Genomic DNA, 21147 nt, shown 5'->3' with positions numbered 1-21147 from the left:
CGCCGTATCGCGTCAGGCGGTCACGGCGTCCACCGGGGCGGACCCGGCGCGCGCCGCGCACGCCGTGTGCATCGGCATCTCGGTCAGGCCCGGGAAGTAGACGTGCAGGCTTATGGCCGGTTCGAGGGAGTCGTTGACGACCTCGTGGACGTACCCCGGCGCGAACACCCGCTGCGAACCCGCCCCCAACGCGCGCGTGCCGACCTCGGTGCGCTCGGTCAGCGTGCCGTCCAGGACGGTCAGCACCCCGGAGGAGCGGCCGTGGTCGTGCAGGCCGCTGCCCTGTCCGGGCACCCAGGACAGCAGCCACACCTCGTAGCCGGGTCCGGTGCTCAGCCGGTGGTACCAGCGGGTGGTCGCGTCGTACTCGACGAGGTGTTCCCACCGGGCGCGGTCGGCGGCGACGGAGCGCGCCAGGCCGACGAACTCGGCCACTGTGGCCGGGTGTTCGCGCGGCGGCTGGAGGAGGTGCGGGACTTCGAGGATGTCGCCGGCGATCTGGAGGTCGCTGTCGCTGTTCATGGGGGTGCGGTGGTTCCTCGGCGTAAGGGAGCAACGGCGGGGGCTGGGTGTCACCGGACGAGCCGGGTGTCACCACATGAAGGGAGCGGGCAGGGCCGGAGCGGGTGCGCTCAACAGCCGGAGCAGCAACAACAGCTACAGCGAGCGTGGGCAGCACCGAGGGACCCGGCGGAGCGGGTCGTGGTGAGTGCCGAGTTCGCGAGCATGCCCCCAAGGACAGCGGTTCACACCCGCAGTGTCAACTCGCCGCCCGGGATGTGGGACAGGTTTCACCCCATCCGGTGCATCTCGTCGCCGAAAGGTTTGTTCATGCTTCTACCGGGACACATGGCGCACAACCGGGCGCACGCACCCCAGTGGAACGAGATCGAACTCCTGGGCGTCCTCCCCCGTACAGGCTCCGTCTCGGGGTAGGAGGCGCTCGGGGGGTCTTTTCTGCTGTCAAGGTTTATGCCGATTTGAACACTTTCCGCTAGGCCTTGGTTCCGCAGAGTGAATAAGGGGCCCAATAGCAGATCTCGGCTTGACTCGCCCGGAGCAGCACACTTGTAATTTCACTCGTGTCGTTTAGCCGACATCGGTAACGGCGGCAACATCACGGGGACGCGAAAGACAGACGAGGGGCGCACATGACCGAGCTGGTGCAGCAACTGCTGGTCGACGACGCGGACGAGGAACTCGGCTGGCAGGAGCGCGCGCTGTGCGCCCAGACCGACCCCGAGTCGTTCTTCCCCGAGAAGGGCGGCTCCACCCGCGAGGCCAAGAAGGTCTGCCTCGCCTGCGAGGTCCGCTCCGAATGCCTCGAGTACGCCCTTGCCAACGACGAACGCTTCGGCATCTGGGGCGGTCTCTCCGAGCGGGAGCGCCGTCGGCTCAAGAAGGCCGCCGTCTGAAGCGGGACGGCAGACCTCGGGACACAGGTCGGGACACAGGCCGGGGCATACCTCGGGACATACCTCGGGACGTCGCGAACGGCCCGTCGCAGCTGGGTTATCCACAGGCGGCGGGCCGTCGTCATGCCCAGCCGATAGTGTGGGCGCTCGTCCGAGACGTACCGCTGTCCCCTCGGGACGCGGGCGTCCACCGCAGTCCACCGAACCGGGGCCCGTACCTCGATGTCCGTGCAGAGCCACACGGCAGGCCAACACGACGCTGCCACCCCTGAGTTCCCGCGTCACGTGGTGACCGCGGTGCTCGTCTCCCACGACGGCGCCCGCTGGCTGCCCGACGCGCTCGCCGGGCTGCTCGGCCAGGAGCGCCCCGTGCAGAGCGTCATGGCCGCCGACACCGGCAGCGCCGACGAGTCCGCCCAGCTGGTCACCGACGCCCTCGGCGCAGACCGCGTGCTCCACCTCGCCCGACGCACCGGCTTCGGCCAGGCCGTCGAGGAGGCCAACCGCACGTCGCCCCTGCTGACCCCGGACGAGCTGCCGTACCTGAAGCGCCCCAGCGGCTGGGACCCCGTCACGCGCACATGGCGCGACGACGCCTACGACCTGCCCGAACTCCCGTACGGCGAACCCGTCCAGTGGCTGTGGCTGCTGCACGACGACTCCGCACCGGAACCCGACGCCCTGGCGCAGCTGCTGCGGGTCGTGGACCAGGAGTACGAACTGGGCCGCGAGGACGTCGCCGTCGTAGGCCCCAAGCTGCGCGGCTGGTACGACCGGCGGCAGCTCCTGGAGGTCGGCGTCACCATCGCCCACTCCGGCCGCCGCTGGACCGGCCTCGACCGCCGCGAACAGGACCAGGGCCAGCACGACCACGTACGGCCCGTGCTGTCCGTGTCCACCGCCGGCATGCTGATCCGGCGCGACGTCTTCGACGAACTCGGCGGCTTCGACCGCCGACTGCCCCTGATGCGTGACGACGTGGACCTGTGCTGGCGCGCCACCGCCGCCGGCCACCGCGTCCTGGTCGCCCCCGAAGCGGTCGTACGGCACGCCGAGGCGGCCTCCCGCGAGCGCCGCGCGGTCGACTGCGCGGGCCGCACCGTCGCCTCCCCGCACAAGGTCGACAAGGCCGGCGCGGTCTACACCCTGCTCGTCAACAGCCGTACGGCCGTGCTGCCCTGGGTCCTCTTCAGGGTCGTCATCGGCACCCTGCTGCGGACCGTCGCCAACCTCGTCGGCAAGGTCCCCGGACAGGCACTCGACGAGATCCGCGGCCTCCTGGGCACCCTGCTGCGCCCCGAGCGCATCCTCGCCGGACGGCGCAGGCGCGCCGGAGCGCAGATCGACAAGGCCGAACTGCGGCCCCTGTTCCCGCCACCGGGCGCGACCGTCCGGGCCACCTTCGAACAGGTCGCCGGAAGCTTCGTCGACACCTCCGACCCCGAGATCACCTCCGGAGCCGGCCGGCACGGCGGCGCCGTCGAGTCGGGACCCGGCGGCGACGACGCGGACTTCCTGGAGATCGAGCAGTTCGCGCGCGTGAAGCGCATCGCCCGCAAGCCCGGCCCGGTGCTCTTCCTGGTACTGCTGCTCGTCTCGCTCGTCGCCTGCCGCGACCTGCTCGGCGGCGGCGCCCTCACCGGCGGCGCCCTGCTGCCCGCCCCGGGCGACTCCGGCGAACTGTGGTCCCGCTTCCTGGACTCCTGGCACCCCGTCGGCGCCGGCGGCACCCCGTCCGCGCCGCCGTACCTCGCGCTCGTCGCGATGCTCTCCTCGCTGCTCTTCGGCTCGACCGGCCTCGCGGTCACCGTCCTGCTGGTCGCCTCGGTCCCGCTCGCCGGGTTCACCGCCTACTTCGCGTCCCGCCCGCTCGTCGAGTCACGGCTCCTGCGCGCGTGGGCGGCCGTCGTCTACGCCTTCCTGCCCGCCGCCACCGGCGCCCTCGCGGGCGGCCGCATCGGCACCGCCGTCCTCGCCGTGCTGCTCCCGCTGATGGCCCGCGCGGGCATCGCGGCCAGCGGACTCACGCACTCCTCCGGGGCCCGCGGCAGCTGGCGCGCCACCTGGGCGTACGCCCTGCTCCTGACCGTCACCACCGCCTTCACGCCGATCATCTGGCCCATCACGCTGCTCCTGGGCGTCGCACTGCTGGCCGTGCGCCGCGGCGACCTCGTCGGCTACGGCCCGCGTTTCCTGGCCCAGTTCGGCACCCCGCTGCTGGTCCTGGCGCCCTGGTCGCTGACCCTGCTCCCGTTCGGCTTCTTCCAGCAGGCCGGTCTAGAGTTCGGCTCCGGTGCCGCGTCCCCCCTCGACCTGCTCGGCGCCAGCCCGGGCGGCCCCGGCACGGTCAGCGGCCTGATGCTCATCGGCATCGTCCTGGCCGCGCTCGCCGCCCTGCTGCGCAGCGAGCGCCAGTTCGGCATCCGCACGGCCTGGGGCGTCGCCCTGGTGGGCCTCGTCTTCGCCGTCCTGTCGAACAGCTCCACCTGGGCCGGCCCCGCGACCCTGGTCTACGGCCTCGCCCTCCTCGCCGCCGCCGCGCTCGGCGCCGACGGGGCACGCGCGCGGGTGGCCGAGCAGAGCTTCGGCTGGCGCCAGCCGGTGGCCGTGCTGATCGCCTTCGCGTCGGCCGCGGGCCCGCTGCTCGTCGCCGCCGGCTGGATGGTCCGCGGTGCCGACGGCCCCCTGGAGCGCCACGACCCGACCCAGGTGCCCGCGTTCGTCGCCGAGGAGAGCGGCACCCGGGACCAGGCCCGCACGCTGGTCCTCGACAGCGACTCCGCCGCGCACGTCGGCTACATGCTGGTGCGCGGCTCCGGCGCCCGCATGGGCGACGGCGAGTTCGCGGCCGCGGACGGCGAGAACACCAAGCTGGACAAGGTCGTCGCCAACCTCGTCGCCGGCTCCGGCGCCGACCAGGCCGACGAACTCGGCGGCTTCGCCGTGCGCTACGTCCTCGTCCACAAGGGCGCGCCCCGCGCGGTCAGCCGCGTGCTGGACGCCACCCCGGGCCTCAGCAGGCTCAGCCAGGCCGACGGCAGCGCCCTGTGGCGGGTCAACGCGCAGGTCTCCCGCGCGGCGATCGTCGCCGGAACCGCCGCCCCCAAGCCCGTCGCCGCCGGACCCGTCGACATCCACACCACGATCCCGTCCGGCACCACCGGCCGCGTGCTGCGGCTGGCCGACTCCGCCGCCGCGGGCTGGACGGCCACCCTGGACGGCAAGCCGCTCACCCGCACCACGGTCGACGGCTGGGCCCAGGGTTTCCAGCTCCCCGCCTCCGGCGGGAAGCTGGACGTCACCTACGACGACCCGATCGGGCACACCGGCTGGCTGTGGGCCCAGGGCGCGCTCGCCCTCGTCCTGGTCGTGCTCGCCCTCCCGGGCCGCCGCCGTGACGTCGACGACGACCTCCCCGAGGAGGAGCTGATCCCGGCCCAGGCCGTCGCCGGCGAGGGCCGCAGGGCCCGCCGCCTGCGCGCCCAGGCCGAGGCCGAGGCCGAGCCCACGGACCAGCCCGACGACCCCGCGGACACCGGGCAGTTCGACGCGTTCGCCGCGGGCGCCACACCTCCTCCGGAGGAGGAGGCCGTCGCCGCGATCCCGCAGCAGCAGTCCTACGGCGAGTGGGACACGGCGAGTTACGCGGGCGCCGAGTACGGCACCTACGGCGGCGAGCAGTACCAGGCCGACCAGCAGCAGTACCCGGCGGGCGGCTACGACCAGTCGTACCAGGCGGACCCCTACCAGGCCGGCCAGTACGACCCGTACGCCTACGGCGAGCAGCCCCCGGCCCCGGCCTACGACCCGTCGTACGACCAGGGCTACGACCAGAACCAGGGCTACGACCCGACCTACGACCCGAACTACGACCCCGCCCGGCAGCATCCGCACGGCAACGAGCGCCCCGACGGGAGCCAGCAGTGAACCGCCCCGCCCTCTCCCTCCTCGCCGGTGTGGTCGCGCTCGCCGCCGTCACCGGGTTCGCCGAGATGAAGGCACCGGCCGCGTCCGGCGCGGGCGCCTCCAGGTCGGCCGCCGTGCTGCCCGTGGAGCGCACCAGCCTGCTCTGCCCGGCGCCGAGCACCTCCGACCTCGCCGACACGTCGTACACGTCCTTCACGCCCGTCACCGAGGGCACGGACAGCGGCGGCAAGGCCGAACTCCAGTCCGCCACCGAGGAGTCGGGCGACGGCACGAGCGGCAAGAAGAAGCCCGCCAAGCCCGTCCTGGAGCCCAAGGCCCCCGGCACCCCGGCCACCGGCGACAGCTCCGGCGCCGACGCGCCCGCCCTGCTCGGCACCGCCGAGGGGAAGTACGCGCCCGGCTGGACCGTCCAGGCGACCACCGAGGTCGCCGCGGGCAACGGCCGCGGCCTCCAGGGCGTCAACTGCACCGCCCCGGACACCGAGTTCTGGTTCCCGGGCGCCAGCACCGGCACCGGCCGCACCGACTACGTGCACCTCACCAACCCGGACGACTCCGCCGCCGTCGTCGACATCCAGCTCTTCGGCAAGGACGGCGACCTCAAGTCGACGGTGGGGGAGGGCATCACGGTCGAGCCGCACGCCAGCGAGCCGATCCTGCTGTCCACGCTCACCGACGACCAGGAGACCGACCTGACGGTGCACGTGAGCGTGCGCAGCGGCCGGGTCGGCGCGTCCGTGCAGGCCCTCGACTCCAAGCTCGGCGGCGACTGGCTGGCCGCGTCCACCGACCCGGCGGGCAGCCTGGTCATGCCGGGCATCCCCAAGGACGCCACCTCCGTGCGGCTGATCGCCTTCACGCCGGGCGACTCGGACGCCGACCTGAAGGTGCGCCTCTCCTCGCCCACGGGGATGATCACGCCCGCCGGACACGAGACCGTGCACGTCAAGGCAGGCATGACGACCGCCGTCGACCTGGGCGACGTCACACGCGGCGACCCGGGCTCCCTGGTCCTGACCCCGACCGACCAGTCCGTGCCGGTCGTCGCCGCCCTGAAGGTCGTACGCGGCAAGGACGGCAAGCAGGAGACGGCGTTCATCCCGGCGACGAGCCCCGTCGGCAAGCGCGCGACGTCCGCCGACAACAGCGCCAAGGGCTCCACGCTGTCCCTGGCCGCCCCCACCCGCGCCGCCACGGTCAAGGTCACCGCCTCCGCGGGCAGCGGCGGCGGTACGCCCGTCTCGAAGACGTACACGATCAAGGCCGGCACCACCGAGGACGTCGAACTCCCGGTCCCCGCGGGCCTCAAGGGCACCTACGCCCTGACCCTCGAACCGCAGTCCGGCGGCCCGGTGTACGCCTCCCGCACGCTGTCGGCGACCGAGGAGGGCGTCCCGGGCTTCACGATCCAGACGCTCCCCGACGACCGGGGGACGGTGTCCGTGCCCGAGACGGACGAGGATCTGTCGGTGCTCCAGAAGTAGCGGCCGAGGGCACGCGCGCGGGGAGGCTAGTCCTCCCCGTAGCGCGGATCGACCGTCTCCGGGGTGAGCCCCAGCAGTTCGGCCACCTGTTCCACGACGATCTCGTGGACGAGGGCGGCCCGTTCGTCACGCCCCTTGGTGCGGATCTCGACCGGGCGCCGATAGATCACCACGCGCGCGCGCTGCCCCTCACGGGCGGCGATCGTGCCCCCCAGGGGCACCGACTCGTCGTTCCAGCCCTCGCCCGCACCACCCAGTCGAGGGACTTCCAGGACGAGGAAGTCGATGTCGGCCAACTGCGGCCAGCGCCGCTCCAGGCGCTCCACGGAGTCCTGCACCAGGTCGGCGAACGCCTCGGCCCGGCTCGCGGCGAGCGGGACCTGCGGCGGTGCGATCGGGCCGCGCATGCCCCGGCCGTGGCGATCGCGGCGGCGGGGCCCAGGCCCGGCGGCAGAGGGCGGTACGGGGGTGTCCATCACCGGTGAAGCCTAGTCCCCGCAGGGTCCGCCCGCCCGACTCCACCCGCCGTCGGACGCTTCCCGCGGCATGTCGCCGGATGACCATTCCAGCCAACGTTGGGCTCGATTCCGTATCTCTCCAAGACCGTCGCTCTCAAGGCAATTGACGCTGTTTGTACCGAGTGATGACCGGGTCCGAACCCGTCCGGGATCCCGAGAGAGGGTGTCCGTGCAGGTCAGGAGCGTGTTGCCGATGGTGTGTGTGGGCCGTCTCACAGCCCGACACGGTGGGGTGACCTGGGGGAGAGTCGTCGCGGCCCGCTCAAGAGTGCGGTACCGTCCAACGTCGTGAGCCCTGTACGTCGCTGTTCGCGCACCGCTTGCGGCCGCCCCGCCGTCGCGACGCTGACGTACGTCTACGCCGACTCGACCGCGGTCCTCGGCCCGCTCGCCACCTACGCCGAACCCCACTGCTACGACCTGTGCGCCGAGCACTCCGAGCGCCTCACCGCGCCCCGTGGCTGGGAAGTCGTCCGCCTCCTCGACAGCTCCGCTCCGGCCCGCCCGAGCGGCGACGACCTGGAAGCGCTCGCCAACGCCGTCCGCGAGGCGGCCCGCCCCCAGGAACGCGCGGCCGAGGCCGGCGGCGGAGGCGGCGCCCGCACGGTGGATCCCATGGAGGTCGCCCGCCGCGGCCACCTGCGGGTCCTGCGCTCCCCGGACAACTGACCCCGCCGGTCGGCGAAGCTTTCGTTCAACGATTCCCCGCCCCCAACTCGCCGTCTCCGCCGCCCCGATCACAGGTAAGAGTCTGTGGACGGCTCGGTTACCGCGCGTCGTGAGGCGAGTGCCGACGGGTAGTTTGGGGCGTCCGATGGAACTTCCTGGAGGGTTGGCCGTGTCTGCTGATCTGTCACAGCTCGTGAAGGCGTACGACGTACGGGGCGTCGTCCCGGACCAGTGGGACGAGTCGTTGGCCGAGCTGTTCGGAGCGGCCTTCGTCCAGGTGACCGGCGCGACCGCGATCGTGACCGGACACGACATGCGGCCCTCGTCCCCGGGCCTGTCCGCGGCCTTCGCACGCGGGGCGGCGGCGCGCGGCGTCGACGTGACCGAGATCGGCCTGTGCTCGACGGACCAGCTGTACTACGCGTCGGGCGCGTTCGACCTCCCGGGCGCCATGTTCACGGCCTCGCACAACCCCGCGCGGTACAACGGCATCAAGATGTGCCGGGCGGGCGCGGCCCCCGTGGGCCAGGACACCGGCCTCGCCGAGATCCGCCGACTCGTCGAGTCCTGGCTGGACTCGGGCGCACCGGAGGCCTCGGGACCGACGGGAACGATCACCCGGCGGGACACGTTGGAGGACTACGCGGCGCACCTCCGCGGCCTCGTCGACCTGACCTCCATCCGCCCCCTGAAGGTCGTCGTCGACGCGGGCAACGGCATGGGCGGCCACACCGTCCCGACGGTCTTCGCCGGCCTGCCGCTCACCCTCGTCCCGATGTACTTCGAGCTGGACGGCACGTTCCCGAACCACGAGGCCAACCCGCTCGACCCGGCCAACATCGTCGACCTCCAGGCGCGCGTCTGCGAAGAGGGCGCCGACCTCGGCATCGCCTTCGACGGCGACGCGGACCGCTGCTTCGTGGTCGACGAGCACGGCGACCCGGTCTCCCCGTCCGCCATCACCGCCCTGGTGGCCTCCCGCGAGCTGGCCAGGAACGGCGGCACGGGCGTGATCATCCACAACCTGATCACCTCCTGGTCGGTCCCCGAGGTCGTCAAGGAGAACGGCGGCACACCGGTCCGCACGCGCGTGGGCCACTCCTTCATCAAGGCCGAGATGGCGAAGGCCGGTGCGATCTTCGGCGGCGAGCACTCCGCGCACTACTACTTCAAGGACTTCTGGAACGCCGACACGGGCATGCTGGCCGCCCTCCACGTCCTCGCCGCGCTCGGCGGCCAGGACGGCCCGCTCTCCGCCCTCGTGGCCCAGTACGACCGCTACGCGGGCTCCGGCGAGATCAACTCCACGGTCGACGACCAGCAGGCCCGCCTCGCCGCGATCCGCGCCGCCTACGGGAACCAGGCCGACCTGACGCTCGACGACCTCGACGGCCTCACCGTCTCCTCCGCCGACTGGTGGTTCAACGTCCGCCCGTCCAACACGGAACCCCTGCTCCGGCTCAACGCGGAGGCACGGGACGAGGCGACGATGACGAAGGTGCGGGACGAGGTGCTGGGGATCATCCGCGGCTGACTAGGCGGCGAGCGAGGGCGAAGAGGCCTCCGGAGGCGCCTCCGGAGGCCGGCGGCCCCAACCCCCGCGCCCACTCACCACCGGCGGTAACCTGACCAGGCACATCCGCAAGCCGTCGTAGACACTCGCCCTCGGAGGGAAACCCATGCCGCTCGAAGCCGGCCTCCTGGAGATCCTGGCCTGCCCGGCCTGCCACGCCCCCCTCAAGGAGCAGGACACCGAGCTGATCTGCACCGGCGAGGACTGCGGCCTGGCCTACCCCGTCCGGGACGGCATCCCCGTCCTCCTCGTGGACGAGGCCCGCCACCCCGCGTAACCGACGACGACGCGATCGGAAGCCGCCGCCCATGCTCGACGAATCGCTGCTCGACTCCCCGGACGCGCTGACCGAGGCCGACCGCCGGGCCCTGCTCCGCGGTGCCGCCGAAGCCGGCGCGAGGGTGCGCACCGCCGCCCGGCACGCCGCCGAGGCCGGCGTCCACGACCTGAAACCGGACGGCCGCCCGCGCGCCATCCTGATCGCGGGACCCGGCGCCGCCGCGACCTGCGTCGCCGACCTGCTCGGCACCCTCGCCGGCGCCAGCAGCCCCGTCACCCGCCTCGCACCCACCGGCGTCGCCCCCGCGGCCGGCGCCCTGCGCTGGGAACTCCCGGGCTGGGCGGGCTCCGTGGACCTCCTGCTCATCACCACCCCGGACGGCAGCGAACCCGGCCTGTCCCTCCTCGCCGAGCAGGCGTACCGCCGCGGCTGCACCGTCGTCGCCGTCGCCCCCGGCCGCAGCCCCCTCACCGAGGCGGTGGACGGCGCCCACGGGCTCTTCGTACCGATGGCGACCGCACCGTACGAGCACGACGAACCCCTGGCCGCCTCCGCACCCGGAGTCCTCTGGGCGCTGCTGACCCCGCTGCTCGCGATCCTGGACCGCACCGGACTGCTCAGCGCGCCGCCCGAGGCCCTGGAGAAGGTCGCCGACCGGCTCGACCAGGTCGCCGAGCGCTGCGGACCCGCCGTCGCCACCTACAGCAACCCGGCGAAGACCTTGGCCTCCGAACTCGCCGACTCGCTCCCCGTGATCTGGACGGAGGGCACCTCGGCCGGTCCGGCGGGCCGCCGATTCGCCGCCGCGCTCGCCGAGTTGGCCGGCCGCCCCGCGCTCATCTCCGAACTCCCCGAGGCGCTCGCCGAGCACAACGCGCTCCTGGCGGGACCGCTCGCCGCGAGCGCCGACCCCGACGACTTCTTCCGCGACCGCGTCGACGAGGCACCCGCCCTGCACGCACGCGTGGTGCTGCTCCGGGACCGCCCGATCGGCGGCCTCACCGCCGCGCCCACCGCCCGTGACCTGGCCCTCAGCCACGACACGCCGATCAGCGAGCTGGAGCCGGAGGAGGGCGGCGAACTGGAGACCCTCGCGGAGCTGATCGCCATGACGGATTTCGCCGCCGTTTACCTGGCGCTCGCCTCAGGCGCCTGATCTTGTCGTCGAAGCCCTGGCCGCCGTACACCGTCGTACGTGGCGCGAACCCCCGTCGTACCCACGGCGTACGCAGAGAGAACCGGTAGACCCGCATGGACCGCCTCGACAACACCGTCCGCCCCTACGCCTGGGGTTCCACCACCGCCATCCCCAAGCTGCTCGGCGTCGAGCCCAGCGGTGAACCGCAGGCGGAGATGTGGATGGGGGCCCACCCGGGCGCACCCTCGCGCACCGCGCGCGGGACGCTCGTCGAGGTCATCGAGGCCGCTCCGGAGCGGGAGCTGGGCGACAAGGCGGTCGCGAAGTTCGGCCCCCGGCTGCCCTTCCTCCTGAAGATCCTCGCCGCCGGAGCCCCGCTCTCCCTCCAGGTGCACCCCAACCTGGAGCAGGCCAAGGAGGGTTACGCCGACGAGGAGCGCCGGGGCATCCCCGTCGACGCCCCGCACCGCAACTACAAGGACGCCAACCACAAGCCCGAACTGATCTGCGCGCTCACCGAGTTCGACGGCCTGTGCGGCTTCCGCGACCCGCTGCGCGCCGCCGACCTGCTCGCCGGCCTCGGCGTCGACACCCTGAAGCCCTACGTCGACCTCCTCCACGCGCACCCCGAGGAAGCCGCCCTCCGCGAGGTTCTCACGGCGATCCTCACCGCCGACCCCGAGGAGATGCGCCGCACGGTCACCGCGGCGGCGACCGCCTGCACCCGCCTCGGCGGCGCGTACGAGCCCTACGCCGACATCGCCTACCACTACCCCGGCGACCCGGGCGTGATCGCGGCCATGCTCCTGAACCACGTCCGGCTCCAGCCCGGCGAGGCCCTGTTCCTCGGCGCGGGCATCCCGCACGCCTACCTCAACGGCCTCGGCGTCGAGATCATGGCCAACTCCGACAACGTCCTGCGCTGCGGCCTCACCCCGAAGCACGTCGACGTCCCCGAACTCCTGCGCATCGTCGGCTTCGAGGCGAGCGACCCCGGAGTGCTGCGCCCCGAGGCGTCCCCCGACGGCGAGGAGGTCTACGAGACCCCCATCGACGAGTTCCGGCTGTCCCGGTACGTCCTCCCCGAGGGCACCGGCGCCCACGACCTCACCCTCGGCACCCCGCAGATCCTGCTGTGCACGGCCGGTTCGGTGAAGGCGGGGGAGTGCGAACTCGGCCCCGGCCAGTCGGTGTTCGTCCCGGCCGGCGACCGGGCCGAGGTGTCCGGCGTGGGCACGGTCTTCCGGGCCACTGTGATCGTATGACCGGGTCTGTGGATACCTGACGAGCCGTCGCCGGGCGGGGCTGCAAGAATGGCCCACCGGCAAAGGACGGGCAAAGACGATCGGACGGCCCATCAGCGGGCAGACGTCCGGCGTGGACGTACGAAGGCGAAGGGACACCGCGAGCACATGAGCGCGTCAGGCGGGACCAGGGCGATCGTGGCGGCACTCGGCGCCAACCTCGCGATCGCGGCATCGAAGTTCGTCGCGTTCGCCTTCAGCGGCTCGTCCTCGATGCTCGCCGAGGGCGTCCACTCCCTCGCCGACTCCGGCAACCAGGCACTGCTGCTGATCGGCGGCAAGAAGTCCCAGCGCGAGGCCACCCCCCAACACCCCTTCGGCTACGGCCGCGAGAGGTACATCTACGCCTTCCTCGTCTCCATCGTCCTCTTCTCCGTCGGCGGCATGTTCGCCGTCTACGAGGGCTACGAGAAGATCAAGCACCCGCACGAACTGGAGCACTGGTACTGGCCGGTGGGCGTCCTGGTCTTCGCGATCCTCGCCGAGGGCTTCTCCTTCCGCACGGCCATCAAGGAGTCGAACGAACTGAGGGGCACGCACTCCTGGTCCCAGTTCATCCGCCGCGCCAAGGCCCCCGAGCTGCCGGTCGTCCTCCTGGAGGACTTCGGCGCGCTCATCGGTCTGGTTCTCGCCCTCGGCGGCGTCGGCATGGCCCTGCTCACCGACGACGGCGTCTGGGACGGCATCGGCACCCTCTGCATCGGCATCCTGCTCATCCTGATCGCACTCGTCCTGGCCGCCGAGACGAAGTCCCTGCTGCTCGGCGAGTCCGCCGGCATCGAGGACGTCCAGAAGATCGAGGCCGCGGTCGTCGACGGCGACACGGTCACCGGCATCATCCACATGCGCACCCTCCACCTCGGCCCCGAGGAACTGCTCGTCGCCGCCAAGATCGCCGTCCAGCACGACGACACGGCCGCCGAGGTCGCCACCGCGATCAACGCCGCCGAGGCCCGCATCCGCGAGGCCGTCCCGATCGCCCGGGTCATCTACCTCGAACCCGACATCTACAGCGAGTCCGAAGCCACCAAGGGCCCGGACCACGAAGCCACCCCCGGAGGCCCGGCCCAGCACCCCGCCGAGCACTGAGCCCCGCCTGACGGCCACCCCGATACCGGAGGCGACCGCGGGGCCGTCGGTCGTCGCCCGGCCCCCGGCGGCGGACCCGACCGCCGTGCCGTCGTGGCCGCTCACGAAGAACGCTCCGCCAGCTGCTCGCCGTTCACGGTGATCCGCACGGCCGAGCCCGACCCCGTGCAGCAGCAAGACCGGCACGGGGTCACCGCCCCCCATGACCTACTGCGCCTGTGACCGGTCGGTGCGGGCCTGCCCACCCCCGTGGACCGTGGACGCGCGGCCTGCCAGGCCCCGCGTCCACGACGGGATCCGCCGGACAGGCCTAACCGACCTCGCTCAGCACACCGAGCACCGCCGACTCGTCCTCGGCCGCCGACAACCGCTCCCGGAACTCCGCATCCATCAACTTCCGCGACAGCAGCGCCAGAATCCGCAGATGCTCGTCCCCGGCAGCCGCCTCCGGTACGGCGATCATGAACACCAGCCGGGCCTTCGTACCGTCCGGGGAGCCCCACTCGACCCCCTCCGCCGACCGCGCGAACCCGACGACCGGCGCGCTCACCGCATCCGTCTTGGCATGCGGAATCGCGATCTCCTCCCCGAGCCCGGTCGTCCCCTGCGCCTCCCGCCGCAACGCGGTCGCCACCAACTCCTCGACGTCCAGGACCTTCCCGGTCCGCGCCAGGAGCCCGGCCATCTCCCGGATCACCGCCTCCTTGCCACCCGCGTCGAGCCGCACCTTGACGGTCTGCTCGGTGAGGTAGCCGGAGAGAACTTCGGGGCCGGCATCCGAGTCATCGCCGCCCCTGGCCCCAACGGCAGCCGCAGCCCCCGCACTCGACCCGGCCGACCCGCTCGTACCGGCCGACCCGCCCGTACCGACTGCGCCGCCCGGACTGCCGGTACCGACCGCACCACTCGCAACCGCACCCCCACGCGAAGCCCGCTCCGCCACGGCGACCCCGGCACCCGGCACTTCGGTCGGGACGCCGACGCCCGCCCCGACCGACGCGAGCTCGGGCTCGCCCGTGCCGCCGACCCCGAGCCCGGCAGACTCCCCGCGCCGCTTCCGTTCGCTCACGTCGACCAGCGCGACGGTCGTCACCGCGGTGACCGCCGTACCGATCGCCACCGCGACGAAGAACATCGGCACGCCGCTCACCGCGCCCAGCACCGCCACGATCGGCCCGCCGTGCGGAACCGCGTCCTTCACCCCGGCGAGCCCGGCGACCGCACCGGCCACCGCGCCGCCCAGCATGTTGGCGGGGATGACCTGCGCGGGCCGCGCCGCCGCGAACGGGATCGCCCCCTCGGAGATGCCGAAGCAACCCATGAACAGCGAGGCCAGACCGGTCTCCCGCTCCTGTTCGGTGTAGAGGCGCTGCCGTATCAGCGTGGCCAGGCCCTGGCCGAGCGGCATCACCGGGATCGCGGCGGCGCACATGCCCATGACCGACTGGTTGCCGGTCGCGATGAGCCCCGCGCCGAACAGGAACGCCGTCTTGTTGACCGGCCCGCCCATGTCGAACGCGATCATCAGCCCCAGGATCGTGCCGAGCAGGATCGCGCTGGTGCCGGTCATCCCGCCGAGCCAGCTGGTGAGGTGCTCGAACACCCACGAGATCGGCTTCCCGATGACGTAGATGAAGAACAGTCCGAGCGCCGTCGTCGCCACGATCGGGATCACGATGATCGGCATGATCGGCTGCACGAACTTCGGGACCTGGACCTTCTTGATCCACAGCACCAGATACCCGGCGAGGAATCCGGTCACGATCGCCCCGATGAACCCGGCGCCCGCCTTCGAGTCGTACAGCGAACCGGTGTTGGCGATCCAGCCGCCGATCATGCCCGGCACGAGCGCGGGGCGGTCGCCGATCGCGTAGGCGATGTAGCCGGACAGGATCGGCACCATCAGCGTGAACCCGATCACACCGATGTTGTTCACGTCCATCCAGAAGGAGCCCTTCGGGATGACCAGACCGCCGGAGGGGTCCGGATTGCCGCCGAGCGACAGCGAGATCGCGATCAGCAGCCCGCCGACCACGACGAACGGGATCATGTAACTGACCCCGTTCATCAGCGCCTTGTACCCGACGCTCCGCTCCTTGCCGCCCGGCGCCGCAGCCGCCGCGGCCGCACCGCCCGCCGTGTGCACGGGCGCCGACCGCACCTGCTCGATCAGCCGCTCGGGATGCCGGATGCCCTCGGCGACCCCGACCACGAGGACCCGCTTGCCGGCGAAACGGCTCAGGTCCACGTCCTTGTCCGCGGCGACGATCACGCCGTCCGCTGTGCTGACATCGTTGTCATCGAGGACGTTCTCAGCCCCGATGGAACCCTGCGTCTCCACCTTCATGTCGATACCGCGGCTCGCGGCGGCCTGCGCGAGCTTCTCCGCGGCCATGTACGTGTGGGCGATGCCGGTCGGGCACGCGGTCACCGCGAGCAGCCTCAACCGCTGCCGCTCGCCATCGCCGCCGCCCGTGGGGGGAGGGCCGGCCGAATTCTTCACGTGGTTCTCCTAGACCTTCGTCGCACGGAACGCCGTCCCGGACGCCCCGCAAGATCGACCAGAGGCTCCTGGTCTCCGTGCATCCTGCAACACCCGACGCCCGACTCAAAGACACGGAAGTCCCTGGTCGCCGCCATCCACTCCGCTCCTCCCGCCGGTTTCGGGCACCCTGTCGCAGCTCCCCCGGAAACCCGATCCGACACCTGACATCCGCTCGAGTCCGGCCGGATCCGTCCGGAGACGGGCTGGGGGAGGCCGGGTCCACCGGTGTAGCTTGGGTGAGAGCCAGACGTCGCTGCTGATGGCGGTCGGGCGGTCCCACAGCGGACCGGCCGAGGGAGAGAGGGCCTCCGACGGACTGCGCTGCGCGTACGCGGGCATTCCTGTGCCCTCCTCCGGGCACCCGTGTGTCCGCCGCCGCGCAGACCAGCCGTACCCACCTCGCCCCAACCCCGAGGAGCACATCTCCATGACGACTGTCGACAACCGACAGGACTTCAAGGTCGCCGATCTCTCCCTGGCCGAGTTCGGCCGCAAGGAGATCACCCTCGCCGAGCACGAGATGCCCGGCCTGATGTCGATCCGCCGTGAGTTCGCCGAGGCCCAGCCGCTGGCCGGCGCCCGGATCATGGGCTCGCTCCACATGACCGTGCAGACCGCCGTCCTGATCGAGACCCTGGTCGCCCTCGGCGCCGAGGTCCGCTGGGTGTCCTGCAACATCTTCTCCACCCAGGACCACGCGGCCGCCGCCATCGCCGTCGGCCCGAACGGTACGCCCGACAACCCCCAGGGCATCCCGGTCTTCGCCTGGAAGGGCGAGACCCTGGAGGAGTACTGGTGGTGCACGGAGCAGGCCCTGACCTGGCCGAACAGCCCCACCGGCGGCCCGAACATGATCCTGGACGACGGCGGCGACGCCACCCTCCTCGTCCACAAGGGCGTCGAGTACGAGAAGGCCGGCAAGGTCCCCTCGCCCGACACCGCCGAGAACGACGAGCACCGCGTCATCCTCGAACTCCTCAACCGCACCATCTCCGACGGCTCGCAGAAGTGGACCCAGCTCGCCTCGGAGATCCGCGGCGTCACCGAGGAGACCACGACCGGCGTGCACCGTCTCTACGAGATGCACCGTGACGGCACCCTCCTGTTCCCGGCGATCAACGTGAACGACGCCGTCACCAAGTCGAAGTTCGACAACAAGTACGGCTGCCGCCACTCCCTGATCGACGGCATCAACCGCGCCACCGACGTCCTCATCGGCGGCAAGACCGCGGTCGTCTGCGGCTACGGCGACGTGGGCAAGGGCTGCGCGGAGTCCCTGCGCGGACAGGGCGCCCGCGTGATCATCACCGAGATCGACCCGATCTGCGCACTGCAGGCGGCGATGGACGGCTACCAGGTCACGACGCTGGACGAGGTCGTCGACAAGGCCGACATCTTCGTCACCACGACCGGCAACAAGGACATCATCATGGCCGCGGACATGGCCAAGATGAAGCACCAGGCGATCGTCGGCAACATCGGCCACTTCGACAACGAGATCGACATGGCCGGCCTCGCGCAGATCCCGGGCATCGTCAAGGACGAGGTCAAGCCGCAGGTCCACACCTGGACGTTCCCCGACGGCAAGGTCCTCATCGTGCTGTCCGAGGGCCGCCTGCTGAACCTGGGCAACGCCACCGGCCACCCCTCGTTCGTGATGTCCAACTCCTTCGCGGACCAGACCCTGGCCCAGATCGAGCTGTTCACCAAGCCCGAGGAGTACCCGACCGACGTCTACGTGCTGCCCAAGCACCTCGACGAGAAGGTCGCCCGCCTCCACCTGGACTCGCTCGGCGTGAAGCTGACCACGCTCCGCCCCGAGCAGGCGTCGTACATCGGCGTCGAGGTCGAGGGCCCGTACAAGTCGGACCACTACCGCTACTGAGCCGGCGACCCCGCTGGCCGTGACCTCGCCCGCTGTGTCCGCGTCCGTGCACTGACGCGGCCCCAGCGGCAGGTACTCACCAGCAGATCCTCCGAGGCAGGCCCCCGCACCCCCGTGCCGGGGGCCTGCCCCTTTGGTTCCGTCGGCCGGACCGGCCCGTCAAGACCCAGGACCCCGATGCCCCGCGGCCGTTATTCGCTCCACGATCCGCACGATCACACCCCCCTCGCTGACGAACACTTCCAGTGCGCCCCCGGCCCGTCCGGCTGGCGCTACGTCTCCCAGCTCACCGCCCCCTCCGGCGATCACAGCGGCTCCGTCGACCTCACGCTCGACGAACTCGGCCGCCCCATCCGGCTGGAACTCCACGCGGCGAGCTGGCAGGTGCGCGGCGCCGCTCTCGACGGCGTCACCTGGGTCCGCACCGACCCCACCGGCACCGATGCCACCGAAGGCAATGTCCGCGCGCACGCCTTCACCGGCACCTCTCCCGCCTTCCTCATCGCCACCACCCGTCTCCTGCGCCTCACCCCTTCCGCGTCCGCGACCCGCGTCCGCCTGGTCAGCCTCGCGGAACCGGTCCTCGCCCCCCGCACCGTGGACCAGTCCTGGGCCTTGCTGAAAAGAGAAGCACACGGCACTGACAACGGCCCTCTGACCGTGGACGAATACCAGGTCACAGCCCTGGACACGGGCGAGCAGCACGCCGTGCACATCGCCGGGGACGTGGTCCTCGCGGCGCCCGGCATCGAGCTGGAGGAACTGGAGTCACCGCCGTCCGTCTTCGGCTGAGCGGCGAAGTTCCGGGCCGGTCGCCGGGGCGCGGCTGAGCAGCATCCCGGCGACCGGCGCGAACCCGGTGGAGGGGCTGAGCCGCGTCAGGCGGGCGGCGCGAAGCCGGTGGAGGGACGGGGCCGCTCAGCGGGCGCGGGGTTCTGTGGAGCAGGAGGTTCAGGGCTGGGCGCGACCTGACCGGCATCCGCAGCCGTCGCGGGGCCACGCCAGACCGGGGGAGGGGCGCCGTACGGCTGCTGAGGAGCCGGCGACGGCTGGAACGCCGACTGACCGGAGGCCCCCGGCACACCCGCCCCGGCCCCGAACCCGCCGCCGGGCACGCCCCCGCCGTTCCCGAAGGCCCGCCGCACATCCCGCGCCTGCCTCTCCTGCACGACCGCCGCCAGATACGCGGCCGGCGGCACCCCCTGCGGAGCCGGAGCGCCCGTACGCGCCACGAGATCCGCCGCGAGCCGCTCGGCCATGGCCCAGCCGATCTGCGGATCCAACTGCTGCATCCGCGTCAGGTACTGCCGGATCGCCAGCCACAGCCCATCGGGAACGGCGGACAGATCGAGCTCCGCGAAACGGCCCGTCAGCCACGGCGGCGGCGGAGGCACGAACGCCGTCTGCCCGGTGGGCACCCTTTCCCGTACGACCAGCGTGCCCGCGAACACATCGCCGAGCCGTCGGCCGCGCGCCGACACGAGGGAGGCGACACACGCGACGACCCCGAACGTCATCAGGATCTCGATCACGCCGATCGCACCGCGCACCAGCGCGTGCCGGAACCGGATCGGCCCGCCGTCGTCCCGCACCACACGCAGCCCGAACGCCAGCTTGCCGAGCGAACGCCCGTGGCTCAGGGTCTCCACCGCTATGGGCGCGCCGACCAGTACCAGCACGAAGGCCGCGATCGACAGCGCGATCTGGGCGGCGTCGTCCAAGGAGCCCGTGGAGAAGATCAGTGCCACGGTGACGCCGGTGTAGGCGGCGATGGCCACGATCAGATCGAGCAGCACCGCCAGCGCCCTGCTGGGCAGTCTCGCGGGGCGCAGCTCCAGCGCCACCGCCTCGCCCGTCACCAGCTCACTCACGCCTGCCGCCCTTCCCCTGCCCTGCCCCTGGAACAGCCAGTCTGCCAAGCTGAGGGCACATCGTGCCCCAGTACGACAAGCTGATCCCCGGACCAGCGGTCGACGAGCAGCCGAGGAGCAGGCAACCAGATGGACCTCGACGTCTTCGTCTCGGCCCACAGAGCCGAGTGGGACCGCCTCGACGCGCTGCTCCGCCGCAGGCGTCGCCTGAACGGCGCCGAGGCCGACGAACTCGTCGCGCTGTACCAGCGCACGGCCACCCATCTCTCCCTGATCCAGTCGAGCGCCCCGGACCCCCAGCTCACCGGCCGACTCAGCCAACTGGTGGCACGCGCGCGTAGTGCGGTCACAGGAACCCGCCGAGCCTCCTGGCGCGATGTCACCCGCTTCCTGGGACACAGCTTCCCGGCCGCGGTCTACAGAGCACGCCATTGGTGGGTGCCTACGGCTCTGCTGTCGACCGTGGTGGCGATCCTCCTGGGCTGGTGGATAGGCACCCACCCCGAGGTGCAGTCCTCCATCGCGGCCCCGAGCCAGCTGCGCGAACTCACCCGCCCCGGCGGCGAGTACGAGACCTACTACTCCAGTCACCCGGCGGCGGCCTTCGCGGCGCAGGTCTGGACGAACAACGCCCAGGCCGCCGCGATGTGCCTGGTCCTGGGCGTCTTCCTGGGCCTGCCCGTCCTCTGGATCCTCTTCCAGAACATGCTCAACCTGGGAGTCGGCATCGGCCTGATGTCGTCCGCGGGCCGACTCGACACGTTCCTCGGCCTGATCCTCCCGCACGGCCTGCTCGAACTCACGGCGGTCTTCGTAGCGGCCGGCACAGGGATGCGCCTCGGCTGGACCCTCATCGACCCCGGCCCACGCTCCCGTCGCACAGCCCTTGCCGAGGAAGGCCGAGCCGCCGTGGGCATGGCCATCGGGCTGGCTCTGATCCTCTTCATCTCAGGCGCCATCGAAGGCTTCGTCACCCCGTCGGGCCTCCCCACCTGGGCCCGCATCGGCATCGGCGTCCTCGCCGAAGCAGCCTTCCTGACGTACGTCTACGTCCTGGGCGGTCGCGCCGTACGCGCCGGTGACACGGGTGACGTCGAGGCGTCCGAGCGCAGCTCCGCGGTGCCCACCGCCGCCTGATGTGCGGTCACTCCCGCTGAGCTGCTAGTCTCCTCTTCGCCCCACAGGAACCGTTGACACGGACCGGTCGGGGAGGTAGATTCGAACAGTTGCCTAGAACTGGATTTGATCCGGTCGGCGACAGTGAGTGTCTGTCTGCTTCCAGAAACTTTGATTTCAGAGAAGCCACACTCCCGATGAATCGGAAAAGAACGGCCGGTCAATCCGGTCCGGAACTTCTGATAGAGTCGGAACCGCCGGAAAGGGAAACGCGGAAGCGGAAACCTGGAAAGCACCGAGGAAATCGGAACCGGAAACGGTCTGATAGAGTCG

General features: G+C 71.7%; 16 protein-coding genes. 12 read left to right on the top strand and 4 right to left on the bottom strand.

Features of this window, described 5'->3' with window-relative positions:
- Positions 1-12: 12 nt before the first annotated feature.
- Positions 13-522, bottom strand: coding sequence for a cysteine dioxygenase family protein (locus ACIPTO_RS38505; protein ID WP_366327021.1), 510 nt, complete (start codon positions 520-522; stop codon positions 13-15).
- 629 nt (positions 523-1151) lie between these two features.
- Between ACIPTO_RS38505 and ACIPTO_RS38500 the strand changes: the two genes are divergently transcribed.
- From ACIPTO_RS38500 to ACIPTO_RS38490, 3 genes are all read left to right on the top strand, one after another.
- Positions 1152-1415: a WhiB family transcriptional regulator gene (locus tag ACIPTO_RS38500; RefSeq protein ID WP_003975777.1), complete on the top strand. Its 264-nt coding sequence runs from the start codon at positions 1152-1154 to the stop codon at positions 1413-1415.
- 222 nt (positions 1416-1637) lie between these two features.
- Positions 1638-5342 carry a glycosyltransferase gene (locus tag ACIPTO_RS38495; RefSeq protein WP_401199807.1) on the top strand — a complete coding sequence of 1235 codons (3705 nt, stop codon included), beginning with the start codon at positions 1638-1640 and terminating at the stop codon, positions 5340-5342.
- Positions 5339-6826: a DUF5719 family protein gene (locus ACIPTO_RS38490; RefSeq protein ID WP_401199805.1), complete on the top strand. Its 1488-nt coding sequence runs from the start codon at positions 5339-5341 to the stop codon at positions 6824-6826. Before ACIPTO_RS38495 ends, ACIPTO_RS38490 begins: the two co-directional genes overlap by 4 nt.
- A gap of 26 nt (positions 6827-6852) precedes the next feature.
- Here the strand turns inward: ACIPTO_RS38490 and ACIPTO_RS38485 are convergent, their stop codons facing one another.
- Positions 6853-7302, bottom strand: a complete 450-nt coding sequence (locus tag ACIPTO_RS38485) for a metallopeptidase family protein (RefSeq protein WP_366327043.1) — start codon at positions 7300-7302, stop codon at positions 6853-6855.
- Positions 7303-7632: 330 nt separating this feature from the next.
- Between ACIPTO_RS38485 and ACIPTO_RS38480 the strand changes: the two genes are divergently transcribed.
- The 6 genes from ACIPTO_RS38480 to ACIPTO_RS38455 all read left to right on the top strand — a co-directional run bounded on the left by ACIPTO_RS38480 (position 7633) and on the right by ACIPTO_RS38455 (position 13397).
- Positions 7633-8013, top strand: coding sequence for a DUF3499 domain-containing protein (locus tag ACIPTO_RS38480; RefSeq protein WP_366327015.1), 381 nt, complete (start codon positions 7633-7635; stop codon positions 8011-8013).
- A 169-nt stretch (positions 8014-8182) separates the two neighbouring features.
- Positions 8183-9547, top strand: a complete 1365-nt coding sequence (locus ACIPTO_RS38475; RefSeq protein WP_401199802.1) for a phosphomannomutase/phosphoglucomutase — start codon at positions 8183-8185, stop codon at positions 9545-9547.
- 145 nt (positions 9548-9692) lie between these two features.
- Positions 9693-9863, top strand: a complete 171-nt coding sequence (locus tag ACIPTO_RS38470; RefSeq protein WP_019072213.1) for a Trm112 family protein — start codon at positions 9693-9695, stop codon at positions 9861-9863.
- A gap of 31 nt (positions 9864-9894) precedes the next feature.
- On the top strand, positions 9895-11022 hold the full coding sequence (locus ACIPTO_RS38465) for an SIS domain-containing protein (protein ID WP_366327011.1): 1128 nt from the start codon (positions 9895-9897) through the stop codon (positions 11020-11022).
- A gap of 95 nt (positions 11023-11117) precedes the next feature.
- A complete protein-coding gene (gene manA, locus ACIPTO_RS38460) occupies positions 11118-12269 on the top strand; it encodes a mannose-6-phosphate isomerase, class I (RefSeq protein WP_401199800.1) in 1152 nt (383 codons plus the stop codon).
- A gap of 147 nt (positions 12270-12416) precedes the next feature.
- Complete coding sequence (locus tag ACIPTO_RS38455; protein WP_401199798.1) at positions 12417-13397, top strand: cation diffusion facilitator family transporter; 981 nt, start codon at positions 12417-12419, stop codon at positions 13395-13397.
- Positions 13398-13707: 310 nt separating this feature from the next.
- On the opposite strand, the gene ACIPTO_RS38450 is transcribed toward ACIPTO_RS38455, so the two are convergent.
- The gene (locus ACIPTO_RS38450) at positions 13708-15900 is read right to left on the bottom strand and encodes a fructose-specific PTS transporter subunit EIIC (RefSeq protein ID WP_401199796.1); all 2193 of its coding nucleotides are present in this window, start codon (positions 15898-15900) and stop codon (positions 13708-13710) included.
- A 469-nt stretch (positions 15901-16369) separates the two neighbouring features.
- On the opposite strand from ACIPTO_RS38450, the gene ahcY reads away from it, so the two are divergent.
- Both ahcY and ACIPTO_RS38440 read left to right on the top strand, forming a co-directional pair.
- Positions 16370-17827 carry an adenosylhomocysteinase gene (ahcY, locus tag ACIPTO_RS38445; protein ID WP_366327003.1) on the top strand — a complete coding sequence of 486 codons (1458 nt, stop codon included), beginning with the start codon at positions 16370-16372 and terminating at the stop codon, positions 17825-17827.
- A gap of 177 nt (positions 17828-18004) precedes the next feature.
- On the top strand, positions 18005-18619 hold the full coding sequence (locus ACIPTO_RS38440) for a hypothetical protein (RefSeq protein WP_401199794.1): 615 nt from the start codon (positions 18005-18007) through the stop codon (positions 18617-18619).
- Positions 18620-18705: 86 nt separating this feature from the next.
- Here ACIPTO_RS38440 and ACIPTO_RS38435 read toward each other — a convergent pair whose 3' ends face one another.
- Positions 18706-19698, bottom strand: a complete 993-nt coding sequence (locus tag ACIPTO_RS38435) for an RDD family protein (protein ID WP_401199792.1) — start codon at positions 19696-19698, stop codon at positions 18706-18708.
- A gap of 129 nt (positions 19699-19827) precedes the next feature.
- On the opposite strand from ACIPTO_RS38435, the gene ACIPTO_RS38430 reads away from it, so the two are divergent.
- Positions 19828-20835, top strand: a complete 1008-nt coding sequence (locus ACIPTO_RS38430) for a stage II sporulation protein M (RefSeq protein ID WP_366326997.1) — start codon at positions 19828-19830, stop codon at positions 20833-20835.
- Positions 20836-21147: the final 312 nt, after the last annotated feature.

The sequence above is a fragment of the Streptomyces sp. NPDC090083 genome, from assembly GCF_044747445.1.
GTDB lineage: Bacteria > Actinomycetota > Actinomycetes > Streptomycetales > Streptomycetaceae > Streptomyces.
The sequence above is the reverse complement of the archived record's forward strand: the minus strand, read 5'-3'. Positions and strand labels throughout refer to the sequence as shown.